This window comes from Geodermatophilus sp. SYSU D01036 (assembly GCF_054050435.1).
In genome coordinates, this window is sequence record NZ_JBJGZJ010000010.1 from 45,436 (window position 1) to 64,042 (window position 18,607).

General features: G+C 75.6%; 21 protein-coding genes and 1 riboswitch. Of the genes, 8 read left to right on the forward strand and 13 right to left on the reverse strand.

The window, feature by feature from the left end:
* Positions 1 to 3: 3 nt before the first annotated feature.
* From pntB to ACI8AR_RS12185, 3 genes are read left to right on the forward strand one after another with little or no spacing between them, the layout of a single operon-like run.
* Positions 4 to 1,413 carry a Re/Si-specific NAD(P)(+) transhydrogenase subunit beta gene (gene pntB, locus ACI8AR_RS12175; protein ID WP_457051269.1) on the forward strand — a complete coding sequence of 470 codons (1,410 nt, stop codon included), beginning with the start codon at positions 4 to 6 and terminating at the stop codon, positions 1,411 to 1,413.
* Positions 1,410 to 1,808: a hypothetical protein gene (locus ACI8AR_RS12180; RefSeq protein ID WP_457051270.1), complete on the forward strand. Its 399-nt coding sequence runs from the start codon at positions 1,410 to 1,412 to the stop codon at positions 1,806 to 1,808. Before pntB ends, ACI8AR_RS12180 begins: the two co-directional genes overlap by 4 nt.
* A gap of 38 nt (positions 1,809 to 1,846) precedes the next feature.
* A complete protein-coding gene (locus ACI8AR_RS12185) occupies positions 1,847 to 2,293 on the forward strand; it encodes a hypothetical protein (protein WP_457051271.1) in 447 nt (148 codons plus the stop codon).
* Here ACI8AR_RS12185 and ACI8AR_RS12190 read toward each other — a convergent pair.
* Positions 2,226 to 3,119: a pentapeptide repeat-containing protein gene (locus ACI8AR_RS12190; protein ID WP_457051272.1), complete on the reverse strand. Its 894-nt coding sequence runs from the start codon at positions 3,117 to 3,119 to the stop codon at positions 2,226 to 2,228. The genes ACI8AR_RS12185 and ACI8AR_RS12190 overlap by 68 nt on opposite strands.
* A 115-nt stretch (positions 3,120 to 3,234) precedes the next feature.
* Between ACI8AR_RS12190 and ACI8AR_RS12195 the strand changes: the two genes are divergently transcribed.
* Entirely contained in the window at positions 3,235 to 3,627 is a 393-nt protein-coding gene (locus ACI8AR_RS12195; protein WP_457051273.1) for a VOC family protein, read from the forward strand.
* Here the strand turns inward: ACI8AR_RS12195 and argG are convergent.
* Positions 3,624 to 5,072 carry an argininosuccinate synthase gene (gene argG, locus ACI8AR_RS12200; protein WP_457051274.1) on the reverse strand — a complete coding sequence of 483 codons (1,449 nt, stop codon included), beginning with the start codon at positions 5,070 to 5,072 and terminating at the stop codon, positions 3,624 to 3,626. The genes ACI8AR_RS12195 and argG overlap by 4 nt on opposite strands.
* 80 nt (positions 5,073 to 5,152) lie before the next feature.
* On the opposite strand from argG, the gene ACI8AR_RS12205 reads away from it, so the two are divergent.
* Positions 5,153 to 6,424, forward strand: coding sequence for a M18 family aminopeptidase (locus tag ACI8AR_RS12205; RefSeq protein ID WP_457051275.1), 1,272 nt, complete (start codon positions 5,153 to 5,155; stop codon positions 6,422 to 6,424).
* Here the strand turns inward: ACI8AR_RS12205 and ACI8AR_RS12210 are convergent.
* The 6 genes from ACI8AR_RS12210 to ACI8AR_RS12235 all read right to left on the reverse strand — a co-directional run bounded on the left by ACI8AR_RS12210 (position 6,412) and on the right by ACI8AR_RS12235 (position 11,445).
* Positions 6,412 to 6,822, reverse strand: a complete 411-nt coding sequence (locus tag ACI8AR_RS12210; protein ID WP_457051276.1) for a hypothetical protein — start codon at positions 6,820 to 6,822, stop codon at positions 6,412 to 6,414. The genes ACI8AR_RS12205 and ACI8AR_RS12210 overlap by 13 nt on opposite strands.
* Before the next feature lie 65 nt (positions 6,823 to 6,887).
* The gene (locus ACI8AR_RS12215; protein WP_457051277.1) at positions 6,888 to 7,616 is read right to left on the reverse strand and encodes a DUF72 domain-containing protein; all 729 of its coding nucleotides are present in this window, start codon (positions 7,614 to 7,616) and stop codon (positions 6,888 to 6,890) included.
* Positions 7,617 to 7,632: 16 nt separating this feature from the next.
* Entirely contained in the window at positions 7,633 to 8,475 is an 843-nt protein-coding gene (locus ACI8AR_RS12220) for an SDR family NAD(P)-dependent oxidoreductase (RefSeq protein WP_457051278.1), read from the reverse strand.
* A 23-nt stretch (positions 8,476 to 8,498) separates the two neighbouring features.
* Positions 8,499 to 9,158 (reverse strand): class I SAM-dependent methyltransferase, encoded by a 660-nt coding sequence (locus ACI8AR_RS12225; RefSeq protein ID WP_457051279.1) that lies wholly within the window; start codon positions 9,156 to 9,158, stop codon positions 8,499 to 8,501.
* Positions 9,159 to 9,165: 7 nt separating this feature from the next.
* A complete protein-coding gene (locus ACI8AR_RS12230; protein ID WP_457051280.1) occupies positions 9,166 to 10,056 on the reverse strand; it encodes an aggregation-promoting factor C-terminal-like domain-containing protein in 891 nt (296 codons plus the stop codon).
* Positions 10,057 to 10,335: 279 nt separating this feature from the next.
* Positions 10,336 to 10,496: riboswitch (cyclic di-AMP (ydaO/yuaA leader) on the reverse strand.
* Between the two features lie 151 nt (positions 10,497 to 10,647).
* Positions 10,648 to 11,445, reverse strand: a complete 798-nt coding sequence (locus tag ACI8AR_RS12235) for a hypothetical protein (RefSeq protein WP_457051281.1) — start codon at positions 11,443 to 11,445, stop codon at positions 10,648 to 10,650.
* Between the two features lie 359 nt (positions 11,446 to 11,804).
* Between ACI8AR_RS12235 and ACI8AR_RS12240 the strand changes: the two genes are divergently transcribed.
* Both ACI8AR_RS12240 and ACI8AR_RS12245 read left to right on the forward strand, forming a co-directional pair.
* Complete coding sequence (locus tag ACI8AR_RS12240; protein WP_457051282.1) at positions 11,805 to 12,965, forward strand: LLM class flavin-dependent oxidoreductase; 1,161 nt, start codon at positions 11,805 to 11,807, stop codon at positions 12,963 to 12,965.
* Positions 12,962 to 13,585 (forward strand): FMN reductase, encoded by a 624-nt coding sequence (locus ACI8AR_RS12245; protein WP_457051283.1) that lies wholly within the window; start codon positions 12,962 to 12,964, stop codon positions 13,583 to 13,585. Before ACI8AR_RS12240 ends, ACI8AR_RS12245 begins: the two co-directional genes overlap by 4 nt.
* Here the strand turns inward: ACI8AR_RS12245 and ACI8AR_RS12250 are convergent.
* Together ACI8AR_RS12250 and ACI8AR_RS12255 are read right to left on the reverse strand one after the other, a co-directional pair.
* Complete coding sequence (locus tag ACI8AR_RS12250; protein WP_457051284.1) at positions 13,582 to 14,337, reverse strand: AmiS/UreI family transporter; 756 nt, start codon at positions 14,335 to 14,337, stop codon at positions 13,582 to 13,584. The genes ACI8AR_RS12245 and ACI8AR_RS12250 overlap by 4 nt on opposite strands.
* Positions 14,338 to 14,413: 76 nt before the next feature.
* Positions 14,414 to 14,773 (reverse strand): hypothetical protein, encoded by a 360-nt coding sequence (locus tag ACI8AR_RS12255; protein ID WP_457051285.1) that lies wholly within the window; start codon positions 14,771 to 14,773, stop codon positions 14,414 to 14,416.
* A 149-nt stretch (positions 14,774 to 14,922) separates the two neighbouring features.
* On the opposite strand from ACI8AR_RS12255, the gene ACI8AR_RS12260 reads away from it, so the two are divergent.
* Positions 14,923 to 15,105 (forward strand): hypothetical protein, encoded by a 183-nt coding sequence (locus ACI8AR_RS12260; RefSeq protein ID WP_456927949.1) that lies wholly within the window; start codon positions 14,923 to 14,925, stop codon positions 15,103 to 15,105.
* Between the two features lie 57 nt (positions 15,106 to 15,162).
* On the opposite strand, the gene fmdA is transcribed toward ACI8AR_RS12260, so the two are convergent.
* The 3 genes from fmdA to ACI8AR_RS12275 form a co-directional block, all read right to left on the reverse strand.
* Positions 15,163 to 16,416 (reverse strand): formamidase, encoded by a 1,254-nt coding sequence (gene fmdA / locus ACI8AR_RS12265; RefSeq protein ID WP_457051286.1) that lies wholly within the window; start codon positions 16,414 to 16,416, stop codon positions 15,163 to 15,165.
* 126 nt (positions 16,417 to 16,542) lie between these two features.
* On the reverse strand, positions 16,543 to 16,821 hold the full coding sequence (locus tag ACI8AR_RS12270) for an FmdB family zinc ribbon protein (RefSeq protein WP_457051287.1): 279 nt from the start codon (positions 16,819 to 16,821) through the stop codon (positions 16,543 to 16,545).
* Positions 16,822 to 16,958: 137 nt separating this feature from the next.
* Positions 16,959 to 18,533: a glutamate synthase-related protein gene (locus tag ACI8AR_RS12275; protein ID WP_456934911.1), complete on the reverse strand. Its 1,575-nt coding sequence runs from the start codon at positions 18,531 to 18,533 to the stop codon at positions 16,959 to 16,961.
* Between the last annotated feature and the right edge of the window lie 74 nt (positions 18,534 to 18,607).

Genomic DNA, 18,607 nt, shown 5'->3' on the forward strand with positions numbered 1-18,607 from the left:
GCCATGACCGCCACCAGCGCCGCGTCCGCGGCCTACATCGTCGCCGGCCTGCTGTTCGTCCTGAGCCTCGCCGGCCTGTCGAAGCACGAGACCGCCAAGGCGGGCAACGCCTACGGCATCGCCGGCATGGCCATCGCCCTGGTCGCCACGATCGGGCTGGCCTGGCACGACGGCGACGCGCTCGCCGTCGGGCTGATCGCCGTCGCCATGGCCCTCGGCGCGGCCATCGGCCTCTGGCGGGCGCGCATCGTCGAGATGACCGGCATGCCCGAGCTCATCGCGCTGCTGCACAGCTTCGTCGGCCTCGCCGCGGTGCTCGTCGGCTGGAACGGCTACCTGTCGGTCGAGGGCGCCCCGGCCGGGGAGGCCGAGGAGCTCGGCCTGCCGGTCGGCATCCACTCCGCCGAGGTCGCGATCGGCGTCTTCATCGGCGCGGTCACCTTCACCGGCTCGATCGTCGCGTTCCTCAAGCTGTCGGCGCGGATCAAGAGCAACCCGCTGGTGCTGCCGGGCAAGAACGCGCTGAACCTGGGCGCGCTCGCGGCGTTCGCCGTCCTGACCGTCGCCTTCGTCGTCTCGCCCAGCCTGGGCGTGCTCGCCGCGGTCACCGTGCTGGCGCTGGCGCTGGGCTGGCACCTGGTCGCCTCGATCGGCGGCGGCGACATGCCGGTCGTCGTCTCGATGCTCAACAGCTACTCCGGCTGGGCGGCCGCGGCGTCGGGCTTCCTGCTCGACAACGACCTGCTCATCATCACCGGCGCGCTGGTCGGCTCCTCGGGTGCCTACCTCTCCTACATCATGTGCCAGGCGATGAACCGCTCCTTCATCTCCGTCATCGCCGGCGGCTTCGGCAACGAGGGCAGCACCACCGGGACCGGCGCGGTCGAGGGCGAGCACACCGAGACCACCGCCGAGGAGGTCGCGCAGCTGCTGCGCGACGCCGACAGCGTCGTCATCACCCCCGGCTACGGCATGGCCGTCGCGCACGCGCAGAACGCCGTCGCCGACCTCACCCGCACCCTGTCGGACAAGGGCGTGCCGGTGCGCTTCGGCATCCACCCGGTCGCCGGGCGGCTGCCCGGGCACATGAACGTGCTGCTGGCCGAGGCGAAGGTGCCCTACGACGTCGTCCTGGAGATGGACGAGATCAACGACGACTTCCCGAAGACGTCGGTCGTGCTGGTCATCGGCGCCAACGACACGGTGAACCCGGCCGCGGCCGAGGACCCGGGCTCCCCCATCGCCGGCATGCCGGTGCTGCACGTGTGGGAGGCCGAGCACGTCGTCGTCTTCAAGCGGTCGATGAGCACCGGCTACGCCGGCGTCCAGAACCCGCTGTTCTTCCGCGAGAACACCCGGATGCTGTTCGGCGACGCGCGCGAGCGCGTCGAGGACATCCTGCGGGCGCTGTGAGCGTGCTCGTCAGCCCGGCGTGGCTGATCGGTGGGCTGCGCAACGTGCCGGGCTTCCTGGCCACCGACGGGCGGGGGCTGGCGTTCGTCAGCGACACCCCGGTGTTCGACGTGCCGCTGGGCGCGGTCACCGACGTCTCGTGGCCGTGGTGGTGGTTCGGCGGCGGGCTGAAGCTGTCGGCGGCCGGGCAGCGGTGGAAGGTCACGTTCGTGCGACCGAACGGGATGCCGCCACCGCAGCCGTCGATGCTGGCGTCGTCGGTGGGCACCGTCGGGGTGCTCACCGGGACGCTGCCGCCGCACGTGCTGGCCGATCTCGACGCGCTGCGCGGGCTGGCCGACGTCCGCGACGGCCGTGCGGCCGGGCGGCGCTGGCGCGAGGTGCTGCCGGGCTGAGTTGCGGCGTGGTCGGCCCGGGCGCGACGGTGGACGACGTGGACCCCTTCCGCCTCGGCATGCCGAAGATCCCCGGCCTCACGGAGCTGCTCACGCTCCTGCAGACGCAGACCGAGGCGCTGGCCCAGCTGCCGCGCACGCTGACCGACCTCAACGCCGCCGTCCGGGAGCTCATCGCCGCGACCTCGACGGCGACGTCGGCCATCTCGTCGGCGCAGCGCACCGCCGAGCGGCTTGAGGGGCTGGTCGGCGAGCTGGAGGAGCCGGTGCGGGCGCTCAAGCCGGGGCTGGAGCGGGTCGGGCGGGTGCTCGACGACCCCGCGGTGGAGGCGGTGCCGGACATCATCCGCACCATCGACGAGGACCTGATGCCGATGATCGCGACGCTGCGTCAGGCGCAGTCGCGGGTCGCCGGGGTCACCGGCCTGCTGCGCCGCCGCGGCCGCCCCGACGACCGCCCCGACGACGCGGACGCGGCCGGCTGACGGTCGCCGCGGCCGCCGTCCAGTGCGGCGGCCGCCCGAGGACGGCGGGCAGCCGGGTGCCGGCGTCGCCGCGGGCGGCGGCCACCTGCGGGCGGGTGAGGAACAGCGCACCGGTGAGGTCGGCGCCGCGCAGGTCGGCCGCGCGCAGGTCCGCGCCGAGCAGGTCGGTGCCGCTGAGGTCGGCGCCGCGCAGGTCCGCGCCGATCAGGTAGGCGCCGCGCAGGCTCACCCGGCGCAGGTCGGTCCGGCGCAGGTCGGCGCCGACCAGGTCCGCGTCGCGCCGGTCCCGCCCGCCGGCGCGGACGGCGGCGCTGACCCGGCCCAGCAGCTCCCCCGCCTCCGCGCGGACCGCCCCGGCGTCGACCGCTGCCAGCTCGGCCGGGAAGCCCGCGGCCAGCCGCTCCGTGCGGTCGAGGGCGGTCCTGACCTCGGCGTGCAGGCCGGCCGGCAGCGGCAGCGCGGCCGCCTCGGTGAGGTACCAGAGCAGCTCGTGCAGCTGCCGCAGGACGGGGAACGCCGCCGCGACGCCGGGGTCGGCGGCCGGGTGTTCGACGGCGGCGGCCCGCACCAGCCGCTGGCCGGCGCCGAAGCAGTCGAAGACCGTGCAGCCGGGGAAGCCGCGCTGCCGCAGGTCGGCGTGGATGCCGCAGCGGGCGTCGGCGGTGAGGTGGACGCAGGCCCGGCCGGCCGGCTTGTCGATGGCGAAGTCGGCCGAGGCGGCGAAGGCGGGCAGCACGCAGCACAGCCCGGCGCAGGACGAGCAGTCGGCGGCCAGGTCCCGCCGCCGGTCGGCGGGGGCAGCCGCCGGCGGGGCGGGAGGGGTCACCGGTCCAGGGTAGGTGCCCCCTCCCCGTCGAGATCCCGCGATTTCGCACACGACGGGGCCGCTCGAGGGGCGAGATCGCGGCATCTCGACCGGGGGTGCGGCCAGGATGACGGGCGTGGACGTGCTGAGCAGCCGCGTGCTCCTGCGGCCCACCGACCCCGAGCGCTCGCAGGCGTTCTACCGCGACGTCCTCGGGCTGGCCGTGTACCGCGAGTTCGGGCCGCCGGAGCACCGCGGGGTGGTGTTCTTCCTCGGCAACGGCCTGCTCGAGGTCTCCGGCGGCGCCGACGAGCGCCCGCGCGGGCTGGCGCTGTGGGTGCAGGTGCGCGACCTGGCCGCCGAGGTGGCGCGGCTGGCCGCGGCCGGCGTCCCCGTCGTCGCGGAGCCCGGGCGCATGCCGTGGGGCCTTCTGGAGGCGACGGTCGAGGACCCCGACGGCGTGGCGGTCGTGCTCGTCGAGGTCCCCGCCGACCATCCGCTCCGGGTGGACGTCCGCCCGCCCGGTTAGTCGGTGCCGGACTCCATCGCGGCGCGGTCGAGCAGCTCGTCGTCGGCCGGGGCGGTGCGGCCGGCGATCGCCCGGGCGCCGCCCTCGGTCATCCGGTCGATCAGCCCGGTGGCGGCCGCCTGCGCGGCGCCGATGACGGCCGGCTCGGCCCCGCCGCCGACCATGCCGAGGCGCGCGTACTGCTCGAGCTTGGCGCGGGAGTCGGCGATGTCGAGGTTGCGCATGGTCAGCTGGCCGATCCGGTCCGTGGGCCCGAAGGCGGGGTCCTCGGTGCGCTCCATCGACAACTTGTCCGGGTGGTAGCTGAACGCCGGGCCGGTGGTGTCGACGACCGACCAGTCCTCCCCGCGGCGCAGCCGCAGCGTGACCTCGCCGGTGACGGCCATGCCGACCCACCGCTGCAGCGACTCCCGCAGCATGAGCGCCTGGGGGTCCAGCCACCGGCCCTCGTACATGAGCCGGCCCAGCCGCCGGCCCTCGGTGTGGTAGGTGGCGAGGGTGTCCTCGTTGTGGATGGCGTTGACCAGCCGCTCGTAGGCGGCGTGCAGCAGCGCCATGCCCGGCGCCTCGTAGATGCCGCGGCTCTTGGCCTCGATGACCCGGTTCTCGATCTGGTCGGACATGCCCAGCCCGTGCCGGCCGCCGATCGCGTTGACCTCGAGCACCAGGTCGACGGCGGAGGCGTACTCCTTGCCGTTGACCGAGACCGGCCGCCCGTTGGCGAAGCCGATCGTCACGTCCTCGGGCTCGATCGCGACGGCGGGGTCCCAGAACCGGACGCCCATGATCGGCTCGACGATCTCGATGCTCGCGTCGAGGTGCTCCAGCCGCTTGGCCTCGTGGGTGGCACCCCAGATGTTGGCGTCGGTGGAGTAGGCCTTCTCCGCGCTGTCCCGGTAGGGCAGGCCGTGCGCGGTCAGCCACTCCGACATCTCCTTGCGGCCGCCGAGCTCCTCGACGAACCGGGCGTCCAGCCACGGCTTGTAGATCCGCAGCGACGGGTTGGCCAGCAGGCCGTACCGGTAGAACCGCTCGATGTCGTTGCCCTTGAACGTCGAGCCGTCGCCCCAGATCTGGACGTCGTCCTCGAGCATGGCGCGCACCAGCAGCGTGCCGGTGACCGCGCGGCCCAGCGGGGTGGTGTTGAAGTAGCTGCGCCCGCCGGAGCGGATGTGGAACGCGCCGCAGGTCAGGGCCGCCAGGCCCTCCTCCACCAGCGCCTCCCGGCAGTCGACCAGCCGGGCGATCTCCGCGCCGTAGGCGGTGGCCCGGCCGGGCACCGAGGCGATGTCGGGCTCGTCGTACTGCCCGATGTCGGCGGTGTAGGTGCACGGGACCGCGCCCCGGTCGCGCATCCAGGCGACCGCCACGGAGGTGTCGAGACCACCGGAGAAGGCGATCCCGACGCGTTCGCCGACGGGCAGGGACGTGAGCACCTTGGACACGAGAGAGATTATGCACGACCACGCATGACCATTCACGGGCGGGGTCGGGGCGCCGGGGCCCGTGGGGCAGGATCGCAGGAGTGCCGGACCTCTCCCTCGGCGACGACCTGCGCGCTCTCGTCGACGCCTCCCCCTCCCCGTTCCACGCCGTGGCCGAGCTCACCCGCCGGCTGACCGCCGCCGGGTTCACCGAACTGGCCGAGGCCGACGCGTGGCAGCTCGCCCCCGGCGGGGCGCACGTCGTGGTGCGGCAGGGCAGCCTCGTCGCGTTCCGGCTGGGCAGCGCCCCGCTCGCCGACGCCGGGATGCGGCTGGTGGGCGCGCACACCGACTCCCCCACCTTCCGGGTCCGGCCGCGGTCCGACGTCCGGCAGGCCGGTTACCGGCTGGTCGGCGTCGAGCCCTACGGCGGCGGGCTCTGGCACACCTGGCTGGACCGGGAGCTGACCGTCGCCGGGCGGGTGGCGCTGCGCGGCGGCCGGACCGCGCTGGTCTGGCTCGACGGCGCTCCGCTCCGGCTGCCGTCGCTGGCCATACACCTCGACCGCGGCGTCCGCGAGGGCCTCACCCTCGACCCGCAGCGGCACCTGGTCCCGGTCTGGTCGCGGGACCTGGACACCGAGCCCGGGCTCACCGAGGCGCTCGCCGCGGCCGCCGGGGTGGCGCCGGGCGACGTCGTCGGGCACGACCTGGTGCTGGCCGACACCCAGCCCGCGGCCCCCGCCGGCGCCGACGGCACGTGGGTCGCGGCGCCGCGGCTGGACAACCTGGCCAGCTGCCACGCCGGCGTGACGGCGCTGGCCGGCGCGGCGCCCGGCGTGCGCACCCAGGTGCTGGTCGCCAACGACCACGAGGAGGTGGGCAGCGGCTCGATGTCCGGGGCGCGCGGCAGCTTCCTCGAGGACGTCGTCCGCCGGCTGGTCGCCGTCACCGACCCCGGGGACCCGCAGGCCCTGCCCCGGGCGCTCGCGCGGTCCCGGCTGGTCTCGGCGGACATGGCGCACGCCGTCCACCCGACCCGGTACGACCGGCACGAGCCCGCGCACACCCCGCAGCTCGGCGGCGGCCCGGTGCTCAAGGTCAACGCCAACCAGGCCTACGCCACCGACGCGGCCGGCGGCGGCTGGTTCGCCGAGCGGTGCGCCGAGGCGGGTGTGCCCGTGCAGTACTTCGTGTCCCGCGCCGACCTGCCCTGCGGCTCGACGATCGGCCCGCTGACCGCCACCCGGCTGGGCGTGGCGACCGTCGACGTCGGCGCGCCGATGCTGGCCATGCACTCCTGCCGCGAGCTCGCCTCGGCCCTGGACGTCCCGTTGACGACCGCCGCGCTGACCGCCTGCTACGAGGACTGAGCGGGCGGCGGCTCCTGGCCGGGAGGCCGGTCGGCCGGGGCGCGGCGGAGGACGTCGGCGAAGGACTCCTCCAGCCGCGCCCAGGTGCCGCTCCACTCGACGAGCGGCTCGAGGATCCGCTCGAAGACCGCGAGCTGCTCGTCGAAGGCCTGCAGCTGCCCCATCAGGCCCTCGACGAGCTGGCGCTGCGCCCGCACCGACGACGCGATCGACCGCACCTGCGCCGCCGACATCGCCCCGGGCGGCGAGGGCAGCCGCGGCAGGGAGAACCCCGACGGGACGGCGCCGGCGGCCAGCCGGGTGGCCCGGTCGGTGAAGCCGCGCAGCTGCGCCACGAACTCCTCGACCGACCGCGCCACCAGCCCGCCGTCGCGGGGCCTGTCCTCGGACTCGCTCACGCACCACCTCCCGGCCCGCCCGCCCCGGTCGGCGGGAACCGGCCCCAGTCTCCCGGCTGCGGACCTCAGCCGCCGGTCAGCGCGCGCAGCGTCCCGGCGTTGCGGACGGCGTGGCCGTACCCGTCGTTGTTGAAGTACGCGTAGACGTCACGACCCTGCCCGGCCCACTCGCCGATCCGGTCGGCCCACCAGCGCAGGTCGGCGTCGGGATAGGAGCCGGCGTACAGGTGGGCGGCGTCGGGCCCGTGCAGCCGGACGTAGACGAACGGCGCCGTCGCGCGCAGCACGCACGGCAGGCCGGCGCCGCTCATCACGCAGTAGGCGGCGCCGTGCCGCTCGAGCAGCGCGAACACGCCCTCGTCGTGCCAGCTGGGGTGGCGGAACTCCACGGCCACCCGCATCCAGTCCGGCAGCAGGCCGAGGAAGTGGTCGAGCCGGGCGTCGTCGCGGGCGGCGGCCGGGTGCAGCTGGACCAGCAGCACCGCCCGCCGGGGCCCCAGCTCGTGCCAGGCCGCGGTCATCCGCTCGACCCACGCCTCGGGGGCGTACAGCCGCTTGGCGTGGGTCAGCCCGCGCGGGGCCTTGACCGACAGCTGGAAGCCCTCGGGCAGTCGCTGCCGCCACCCGGCGAAGGTCGCGGTGCGCGGCCAGCGGTAGAAGCTCGCGTTGAGCTCGACGGTGCCGAACCGGCGGACGTAGTGGGCCAGCCGGTCCCGGGACGGCGTCCCCGGCGGGTAGAGGACGCCGTCCCAGTGGTCGTAGCTCCAGCCCGACGTGCCGACGTGGACGGCCACCGGGGACCCCGCGCGGTCAGGCCGCCCGGCGCAGGCCGGCCAGCCGGGTGGCGGCGGCGAGCACCCGCCCGTACGAGCCCGGCGCCAGCCGCACCAGGACGTCGGGGACGACGGCGCTGGCGCCGATGAGCAGCCGCGGCCGGCGCCGCTCCACCGCCTCGACGATCCGCTGGGCGGCACGGTCGGCCGGGTAGCGCAGCAGCCTGGCGAACTCGCGCTTGCCCCGCTCGGCCTCCGCGGGGTCGGCGCCACCGGCCACGCGGGCGGTCTCGGCGATCCGGGTGGCGATGCCGCCGGGGTGCACGCTGGTCACGCCGACGCCGTCCCCGGCCAGCTCGTGCCGCAGCGCCTCGGTGAACCCGCGGACGGCGAACTTGCTCGACGCGTACGCCGCCTGCCCGGCCGGCGCCATGAGCCCGAAGAGGCTGGAGACGTTGACCAGGTGCGACCCGGGGTTCCCCTTCAGCGTGGGCAGCAGCGCGTGGGTGAGCCGGACGGCGGCACGGAAGTTGACGTCCATGACCCACTCGAACTCCTCGAGGGTCACCTGGTCGAACCGCCCGCCCAGCGCGACACCGGCGTTGTTGACCAGCAGCGTCGTCGCCGGGTGGGCCGCGACCACCCGGTCGGCGGCCTCGCGCAGCCGCCCGGCGTCGGCGAGGTCGGCGACGACGGTGGCCACCGACCGGCCCGGGGAGGCCGCGCGCACCGCCGCCGCGACGCCCTCGAGCCGCTCGGCGTCGCGGTCGAGCAGCACGAGGTCCGTGCCGCGGGCGGCCAGCCGCGGGGCGAGCGCGGCGCCGATGCCGCTGGCCGCCCCGGTGACGACGGCGGTACCGGTGAAGGCGTAGGGGCGCACGCGGCGACCGTATCCGGCGGCGCTCAGGGCAGCCGCCACACCGTCGTCCGGCGCAGCCCGGGCCCCTCGGTCTCGGGGACCTCGTACACCGCGGCGGGCTCCAGCCGCTCGTGCGGCAGGTACGGGCGGCCGGGGTCGCCGATCAGCACCTCGCAGCCGCGGGCCCGCGCCCGGTCGAGGAAGGGCAGCACCCGCCCGGTCATCTCCCGGTCGTAGCAGACGTCCCCGGCGACGACGACGTCGAGGGCCGGCGGCTCGCGGTCCAGCACGTCGCCGGTGACGCTGATGCCGGTCACGCCGTTGAGGCCGGCGTTGACGCCGACCGCCGTCCGGGAGAACGGGTCGACGTCGCTGGCCAGCACCCGGCGGGCGCCGGCGAGGACGGCGGCGACGGCGACGAGGCCGCTGCCCGACCCGAGGTCCAGCACCGTGCGGCCTGCGACGGTGGCGGGCGCGTCGAGCAGGTGGCGGGCCAGCGCCTGCCCGCCGGGCCAGGCGGCCGCCCAGAACGGCGGCTCCTCCCCCGCCCCGCCGGCCGCGGTCTCCATCGCCTCCCACAGGGCGACGACGTCGTCGGCGACGTGCAGCCGCACCTCGGGGACGAGCGAGGGCCGGCGCACCTGGGTGTGCGCGCGGACGAACCCCGCGGGCACCACCCGGGTGGCCGGCCCTCGCTGGATCACCTGGGGATCAGTACCAGCCGGTGGCCTGCGAGTGCGCCCAGGCGTCGCACGGCGAGCCGTAGCGCTCCTCGATGTAGATCAGGCCGGCGTCGATCTGGCGGTAGCCGTCGGAGGTCTTGGCGATCCCGGTGCTGGCCCAGGTGGAGTCCAGGAACTGCGGGATGCCGTAGGCGGTGCTGGTGGGGTTCTGGGCGTTGGGGTTCCAGCCGCTCTCCTTGCCCCACAGCTTCTCCAGGCAGGAGAACTGCTCACCGCTGCCGACCTTGCTCAGCGCGTAGTCCTTGAAGGAGCCGGAGGGCGCGGCCGGCGCGGCCTCCTCGGCGGCCTGCTCCTCGGCGGCCTGCTGCGCGGCGGCGGCCTCGGCGGCGGCCTGCGCCTCGGCGGCCTGGCGGGCGGCCTCCTGCTCCGCGGCGACGCGGGCGGCCTCCTGCTCGGCGGCGACGCGGGCGGCCTCGGCCTCGGCGGCCTGGCGGTCGCGCTCGGCCTGCTCGGCGGCGAGCTGCGCCTGGGCGGCACCGGCCTCCTGCGCGCTGCGCTCGGCGCGCGAGGCGGCGACGTCGGCCAGCGTCGTCAGGTCGGGGCCGGTCGCGGCCTGCGCGGCCGCCTGCTGCTGCGGGATGCCCAGCTCGTCGGCGACGCTGACCGCGGTGCCGGCGGTGTCGGTGCCGGCGGAGGCGGCCGGGCCGCTGGTGGAGACGACGCCCACGATCAGCGCGCCGGCGGCGGCGGCGCCGAGCAGGAGGGCCGGGCGGCGCGGGCCCAGCGGCGGGCTGCCGCGGCGGAACAGGCGCCGGCGGGCGGGGGCCTCGGCGGCCGGCTCGGCGGCGTCCGCGAGGGCGGGCAACTCGCGGGTGGCGGTGTCGGCGGGGGCGTCGGGGGTGGCGAGCTCGACGGTCACGGGGGCGTCGGCAGGCGTGTTCGGGACGTGGCGGGACATGAGGGGGTGAGGGCTCCGAGGGAGAGTGCGCGCGGCAGCGGCCCGGAGGCGGACCTCGGGCGTGCGGGTGCGGCGCGGGTCTGGGGCGGTGTGGCGGTACGGGGTCCCCGGCGACGTCGTCGCAGGGAGCGGCAGGGCAGGGGCGGCCGGCGTCAGGCGGACGCGGGAGCGCGGTGTGCGCGCGGGCAGCTGCACCTGCGGGCCGCTTCGGCCCGGAGGCGGGGCATGCGGAGACTCTCCGTTTCTTCCGTGAGCCGCCTACCGAGTTAGCTGACGGGTTCGGGCGGGAAGGAGCCCTACGCGTGCCGGGCCGGAGCTCGGCGGGCGCGATTCACCCCAGTACTGCGGTGGGTCCCCGGCTCGCGTCCACGGGTGCGGACACGACTCGGCGGCGTCCGGCCGGGCTCCCCGGGACGGGGACCTGACGACCTGCCGGACGCGAGCCACCGTACGGTCGTTACCGGTTCGTGACAACAGCCGGGGCCGGAGGTGCGGCCGGGACGTGTGGTACGGACTCCCCCGGTCCGGAACCCGCCCCCGCGTCGCCGCTGGTCAGGAGGCCGCGGCGACCTCGGGCCGGCCGGGCCCGTGCAGCGGTGTCACGTCGGACACGTCCGTGCCGGACGGCGCCGGACGCGCCCCCGCGCGGGGCTCGGGCGCCGGGTCCTCCCCGAGGCGGGGCAGGCCCCGCTTGTCGCCGAGGGCGGGGACGTCGTCGGGCACGACCCCGGTGACGACGGCGAGCGCCTCGTCCAGCTGCCCGGTCAGCAGGCGCAGCCAGTCGCGCGCCCGGTCGCGCTCGTCGCGCAGGGGCGCGAGCTCGGCCTCGACGGCGGACCGCCGCTCGAGCGCCTCGGCGTCGGCCCGTGCCCGCGCCTCGGCGGCCTCGCGGTCCCGCCGCGCGCGCTCGGCGGCGGCCCCCTCCTCCAGCCGGGCCGCCTCGCGGCGCGCGGCCTCCAGGATCGCGGCGGCCTCGCTGCGGGTCTGCTCGCGGGCGGCGAGCACCGCCTCGCGCATCTCGGCCACCCCGGACAGCCGCGCCTGCGCCTCGGTGAGCGCCTCGGCGCGGATCCGCCCGGCCTCCTCCTCGGCGGCGGCGGTCAGCGCGGCGGCCGCCTCCTCGGCCCGGCGCATCATCGCGGCGGCGTCCTCGGGACCGGGCAGGCTCTGCCGCTCGCGGACCAGCTGGGCCAGCCGACGGCGGGCGTTCTGCAGCTCGGCCGACGCGGCGGCGTAGCGGCTGAGCAGGTGCTCGTTCTCCCGGCGCAGGACCAGCAGCTCGGTCTCCGCCCAGGCGACGTAGTCGTCGACCTGTAGGCGGTCGTAGCCGCGCACCGCTCCGGTGAACACCGGTCCGGTGCCCAGCAGACCGTCGAGCCCGCGTCCCGGAGGCGGCTCGGCGGGGCCGTCCCCGGCCCCGTCCGGAGCAGCTCCATGTCCCCGCAGCGACATCCCGGTTCCCCCTCGGTGCGCTCCGATCCGGTCCCCCACCGGCACGCCGGCGAGGGTGATCACAGGGTTCCACCCCCCGGGTGCGGTCGAACGGGCCGACACGGGTGGGCGCGGGACGTGCGGACCGGTCGCGCCCGGACGTGCCGGGCCGGTCACCGTGCGCGGTCGAGAGGTCTCAGTACGGTCACGGCCCCCGGGGGGAATGCTCGGCGGGGGCGGCTCGTTGGGCCGGGTACAGTAGTTGCACTCTCAACCACATGGAGCACGAGATGCAGTTCGGGGTCTTCACGGTCAGCGACGTCACGACCGACCCGACGACGGGGCGGACGCCGAGCGAGACGGAGCGGATCAAGGCCGTCGTCACCATCGCGAAGAAGGCCGAGGAGGTGGGCCTCGACGTCTTCGCCCTCGGCGAGCACCACAACCCGCCGTTCTTCTCGTCCTCCCCCACGACCACGCTGGCCTACGTCGCAGCGCAGACCTCCCGGCTGCAGCTGTCGACGTCGACCACACTGATCACCACCAACGACCCGGTGAAGGTCGCCGAGGACTACGCGATGCTCCAGCACCTCGCCGACGGCCGCGTCGACCTGATGATGGGCCGCGGCAACACCGGGCCGGTCTACCCGTGGTTCGGCCAGGACATCCGCAACGGCATCCCGCTGGCCGTGGAGAACTACGCGCTGCTGCGCCGGCTGTGGGACGAGGAGGTCGTGGACTGGCAGGGCCGGTTCCGCACCCCGCTGCAGGGCTTCACCTCCACCCCGCGGCCGCTGGACGGCGTCCCGCCGTTCGTGTGGCACGGGTCGATCCGCAGCCCGCAGATCGCCGAGCAGGCCGCGTACTACGGCGACGGCTTCTTCCACAACCACATCTTCTGGCCGAAGGAGCACACCCAGCGGATGGTGGAGTTCTACCGGTCCCGGTTCGAGCACCACGGCCACGGCGCCGCCGACCAGGCGATCGTCGGCCTCGGCGGGCAGGTGTTCATGCGGCGGAACAGCCAGGACGCCGTCGCCGAGTTCCGGCCCTACTTCGACAACGCGCCGGTCTACGGGCACGGGCCCTCGCTCGAGGACTTCTCCCGGGAGACGCCGCTGACCGTGGGCAGCCCGGAGCAGGTCGTCGAGCGCACGCTCGGCTTCCGCGACTACGTCGGCGACTACCAGCGGCAGCTGTTCCTCATCGACCACGCCGGCCTGCCGCTGAAGACCGTCCTCGAGCAGCTGGACCTGCTCGGCGAGGAGGTCGTGCCGGTGCTGCGCCGCGAGTTCGCCGCGCTCAAGCCGGCGCACGTGCCCGACGCCCCCACCCACGCCGCCCGGGTGGCCGCCCGCGGGGGCGCGCAGGAGCCGACCGTGTACGCCGCGGGTGACGACGTCACCGGGCAGGCCCGCGAGGAGGTGTCCGTCCGATGACCACCCGCACCCTGGCCGTCGTCAGCGCGGGGCTCGGCGTCCCGTCGTCGACGCGGCTGCTGGCCGACCGGCTCGCGGCGGCGACCGTCGCCGCGCTGCGCGAGCGCGGCGAGGACGCCACCGTCGAGGTCGTCGAGCTGCGCGAGCACGCCCGCGACGTCGCCGACGCGCTGGTCACCGGGTTCCCGAACGCGGCGCTGCGCGCAGCGGTCGGGACGGTGACCGGCGCGGACGCGGTCATCGCGGTCACGCCGGTGTTCACCGCCTCCTACAGCGGCCTGTTCAAGTCCTTCGTCGACGTGCTGGACAAGGACGCGCTCACCGGCACGCCGGTGCTGCTCGCGGCGACCGCCGGCACCGCCCGGCACTCGCTGGTGCTCGAGCACGCGATGCGGCCGCTGTTCAGCTACCTGCGCGCGGTGACCGTGCCGACGGCCGTCTTCGCGGCGAGCGAGGACTGGGCCGGCGGTGAGGGCGCCGGCCAGGAGCTGGCCGCGCGGATCACCCGCGCGGCCGGCGAGCTGGCCGACGTCGTCACCGGCCGGCCGGCGTCGGGCCGCCCGGCCGACCCCTTCGCCGACGTCCCCTCCTTCGAGGACCTGCTGCGGGGTACCGCCTAGGACCGGTCCTGGACCGGCGCCTGGGACGACCCGCCGGCACGCGGGTCCGCGTGCCGGGCCCGGTCGCGCTCGGGGGCCTGCCGGGCGACCGGCACGCCCTCCGGCGCGGCCGGCGGCCCCGCCGGCACCGGCGCGGACGGCGGCACGGCCGGCTCCGGACGTCCCCGCAGCCGCGGGTAGGCCAGCACCAGGCTGGCCGCCAGGACGATGGCCAGGATGACCGCCCACGTGCCGGTGTAGTCGGCCCACGAGTCGGTGAGCAGCAGGAACGCCGGGAGGGCGGCGGTGAGCAGCCCGGCGACCACGGCGATCGCGCCCGTGTACCGGGTGAACTCCTCCCGCTTCAGCCCCAGGACGACGAAGAACAGCGCCCAGAGCACCGCCCAGTACAGCCAGATCACGCCGAAGCCCGGGTCCCGCGGCACGACGTAGAAAAAGCTGAGCCCGGCGTACACCAGCGCGCACGCCGCCACGAACGCGGAGAACCAGCCGAGCCCCGTGCCGTCGAGGCCGCCGAGCAGGTTGATCCCCACGTACAGGTACGTGAAGCCGAACAGGTAGAGGCCCGACGCGGCCAGGATCGTGGCCGGGTCCCCGTCGGCCGTGATGATCAGGACGGTCGGCGTCACCACCTGCAGCGCCCCGACGAACAGGTTGAGCGGGGCGGCGGCGCGGGCGTCCACCAGCCCCAGCAGCATCAGGCCGTTGACGACCAGGACGGCTCCGACGTACAGCAGTCCCACGGCTCCCATGTGCGGTCATCTCCTCGGGTCCCGCGACGGTGCGGACGTCCCCCGTGGCTGGTGCCGGCGACGGTCGCGCCGGCGGTCAGGAGCCGGGCTCCCCGGACTCCCGTTCGTTCTCCCGGACGGCCCCGTCCTCCTCGAGGGCCTCGTCCTCCTGCTGGGCCTCGTCCTCCTGGGCCTCGTTCTCCTGCAGGGCCTCGTTCTCCTGCAGGGCCTCGTTCTCCTGCAGGGCCTCGTTCTCCTGCAGGGCACTGTCGATCAGGTCGGCCAGCCCGCCGACCGAGCGGTGCGGACCGCCCCGGCGGACGACGACCGGCTCGGGCACGTCGCCGGGCTCCCCGGACGACAGCCCCTCGGTGAGGTCGTGCGCCGCCCGCAGCGCGGCCTTGCCGGCGCGGTCGGCCGCCTCGTGGCGCTCGATCCGCGGCACCTCCCCGCTCACCTCTCGCCTCCTCCCACTCCCCCGCGGCCCCGGCCCTCTCGGCACGGTCGGTGACCCCCGGACCCGGTTGGGCGGACGGCGCGCCGGGTACTCCACGTCCCGGCCTCGAACAACCGGGAGCCGCGCAGTGCTCGTGTGAGGAGCGATCCGTGCAACTCCGGGTCGAGGTGGTGTGGACGTGCGCGCCGTGCGAGGTCGGCGGGCAGGACGTGACGGAGGACGGTGACGACGACCCGACCTGCTGGAACTGCGGCGGGCCGGTCGTGGTGACCGCCCGGCCCTCCGTCCGCCGGCCCTTCCCCGAGCCGTTCCCGGAGCCGGACGCCGCCTGAGGGCGGCGCCCGGCCCGGGCGGACGGGTCCCGGCGCACGCCGGGACCCGCCGGGCGGTCAGGACGTGACGGCGCACTGCCCGCGGTCGGCACGGACCGGCCCCGACGCCGACGGCTTGACGTCGAAGTCGAAGATCGCCGTCGGCAGGTAGAGCGAGCAGCAGGCGTTCGGGATGTCGACGACCCCGCTGACGCGGCCCTCGATCGGCGCCGAGCCGAGCAGCAGGTAGGCCTGCTCGCCGGAGTAGCCGAACTTCTGCAGGTACCGGACGGCGTTGAGGCAGGCGTTGCGGTAGGCCTGCGTGGCGTCCAGGTAGAGGTTGCGGTCCTCCTCGTGCTCGACCGAGATGCCGATGAACGTCAGGAACTCCGAGTAGCGGGGCTCGACGTTGCCCGGGATGAACACCGGGTTGGTGGTCACCCCGTAGGTCTCCATGCCGCCCTTGATCAGGTCGATGTGGAAGTCGATGAACCCGCCCATCTCGATGGCGCCGCAGAACGTGATCTCGCCGTCGCCCTGGCTGAAGTGCAGGTCGCCGCCGGAGAGCTTCGCGTCCTGCACGTGCACCGGGTAGAAGACGCGGGATCCGCGGGAGAAGTTCTTGATGTCGTGGTTCCCGCCGTTCTCCCGCGCCGGCACGGTGCGGGCGCCGTCCCGGGCGATCGCCGCGGCCACGTCGCCGTCGGCCTGCCCGGGCAGCGTCTGGTCCTCGATCGGGAGCAGCGCCAGCGCGGGCACGCGGTCGGGGTCGGTGTCGGCCAGGGCCTTCTCCCGCCGGTTCCACCGGGCGAGCAGGTCGGCCGACGGGGCGGTGCCGAACAGCCCGGGGTGGGTCAGGCCGGTGTAGCGGACACCCGGTATGTGCCGGGAGGTCGCCACCTGGCCGTGGAAGTCCCAGATCGCCTTGTAGGCGTCCGGGAAGTAGTCGGTCAGGAAACCGCCGCCGTTGGCCTTGGCGAAGATGCCGGTGTAGCCCCAGCCCTGGCCGGGGGCGTCGCCGTACTCCTGCGGCGCCTGCACCGGGCCGAGGTCGAGGATGTCGACCACCAGCAGGTCACCGGGCTCGGCCCCCTCGACGCCGATCGGGCCGCTGAGCATGTGGGCCCTGGTCAGGTCGACGTCGCGGACGTCGTTCGCCGAGTCGTTGTTGCCGATCTGGCCGTCGGTCCACTCCCGGCACTCCACCCGGATGTCCTGCCCGGGCCGGACCATCGTGGCGACGGGTACGTCCGGGTGCCAGCGGTTGTGCCCCGGGACGGCCTGGTCGCGCATGGACTTGGCCTGGTCGACGGTGAAGACGACGTCTGGCATGTCCCCCACACTCCGATCTCCGTTGACGGGAGGGCCGACCCGCGTCCGCGGGCCGTTCGCGGCGGCTCCGCGCGGGGAGCCGGGGAGGCGACGGCGGCCCGGCCCAGTGGCCGCCGCGCGGGCTGGTCAGGGCTTCGGGAGGGCGCTCCACCGGGGGTCGCGCGGCACCGGGCGGCGGGGGGCCGGCGGCACGGCCGTCGTCACGGCGGGCGCGTCGGCGCTGGCCTCCTCGCGCGCCCGCGCCGCGGCCAGCGGCGCCGGGGTGCGCGCCAGCAGCGGGGCGGTGTAGACGCGCCGGCCGGTGTCGCCGCACGAGGGACACGCCTCCGAGGCCTGCGCGGTCCCGATGGGCCGCCGCACCTCCCAGGGGCCGCACGCCGGGCACCGGTACAGGTAGGCCGCCATCGAGGCCTCCGCGGGGAAGTCGGGACCACTCAGGAGCGGGCGACGCTAGTGGCGGGCCCGGACGGACCGGCGGGACCTTCGGCCCCATCCGCAGCGCGTCGCCACCGGCGGCCCCCGGACGGTGACGGCGGGTGCACTCAGCGGACGGCGTCCTCCGACGGCGCCGCGGAGCCGCCCTGCGGAGCCTCGGCCGTCATGATCCGGACGATCTCCGCGCGGTCGGCGGCCGAGGGCAGCCCCCAGCCGGGCTCGTAGTCGTAGACCTCGGCGAGCGGCCGGGACGCCGTCCGGCCGGTGAGCACCTCCACCGAGCCGGTGTCGATCAGCCCCGGGTGCTCGACGCCGCACGCCTCGGCCACCTTGAGCAGGTCCCGGCGCAGGGTGGCCACGTAGCTGGCCAGCCGCACCGACTTCAGCGCCGGGTCCAGGCCGTGCGCCAGCCACGCGTTCTGGGTGGCGACGCCGGTCGGGCAGGTGTCGGTGTGGCACTTCTGCGCCTGGATGCAGCCGATGGCGAGCATCGCCTCGCGGGCGATGTTGACCATGTCGCAGCCGAGGGCGAAGGCCACCACCGCGTTGTCGGGCAGGCCGAGCTTGCCGGCGCCGACGAACGTGACCTGCTCGGCCAGGCCGCGGCGGGCGAAGGTCGAGTAGACGCGGGCGAAGCCGAGCTGGAACGGCAGCGACACCGAGTCGGTGAAGATCAGCGGCGCGGCCCCGGTGCCGCCCTCACCGCCGTCGACGGTCACGAAGTCCACGCCGCGGCCGGTGGTGGCCATCAGCCCGGTCAGCTCGTCCCAGAAGGTCATGTCACCGACGGCGGACTTGATGCCCACGGGCAGGCCGGTCTCGGCGGCCAGCAGCTCCACCCAGTCGAGCAGGCTGTCGGTGTCGGTGAACTCCGCGTGCCGCGACGGGCTGACGCAGTCGACGCCCTCGGGCACCCCGCGGGCGGCGGCGATCTCGGCCGAGACCTTCGCCGCCGGCAGCACCCCGCCCAGCCCGGGCTTGGCGCCCTGGCTGAGCTTGACCTCCAGCGCCCGCACGGGGGCGGATGCCACGAGGTCCTTGAGCCGCTGCAGGTCGAAGCGACCGGCCTCGTCGCGGCAGCCGAAGTAGGCGGTGCCGATCTGGAACACCAGCTCGCCGCCGTGCCGGTGGTGCACCGACAGCCCGCCCTCGCCGGTGTTGTGCAGGCACCCCACCAGCGCCGCGCCGCGGTTGAGCGCCTCGACGGCGGCCCCGGACAGCGAGCCGAAGCTCATCGCCGACACGTTCACCACCGACGCCGGCCGGAACGCCCGGGCCCGCCCGCGGGGGCCGCCGAGCACCTTGGCCGAGGGCAGCGCCACGTCGGCGGCCGAGTGCGGGTGGGACGGCGGCACGGCGCGGCCGAACGTGCGGTGGTTGATCACCGGGTAGCCCGCCGTGAACTCGAGGTCGTTGTCGGTGCCGAACCCGAAGTAGTTGTTCTCCCGCTTGGCCGAGGCGTACACCCAGCGCCGCTGGTCCCGGGTGAACGGCCGCTCCTCGTTGTTGCCGGCGACCAGGTACTGCCGCAGCTCCGGGCCGATCGCCTCCAGCAGGTAGCGGGCGTGCCCGATCACCGGGAAGTTGCGGAGCACTGTGTGCTCCCGCTGCACCAGGTCCCGGGCGGCCACCGCCGCCAGCGCCCCGAGTCCGGCCACCGCGGCCCGCGCCGCACCCCTCATCGCACTCCCCTTCCGCGCCGCTGCGGACCCCGGGCGAACCCCGGACAGCCATGGTGGGCCGCCCGGGGTCCGGG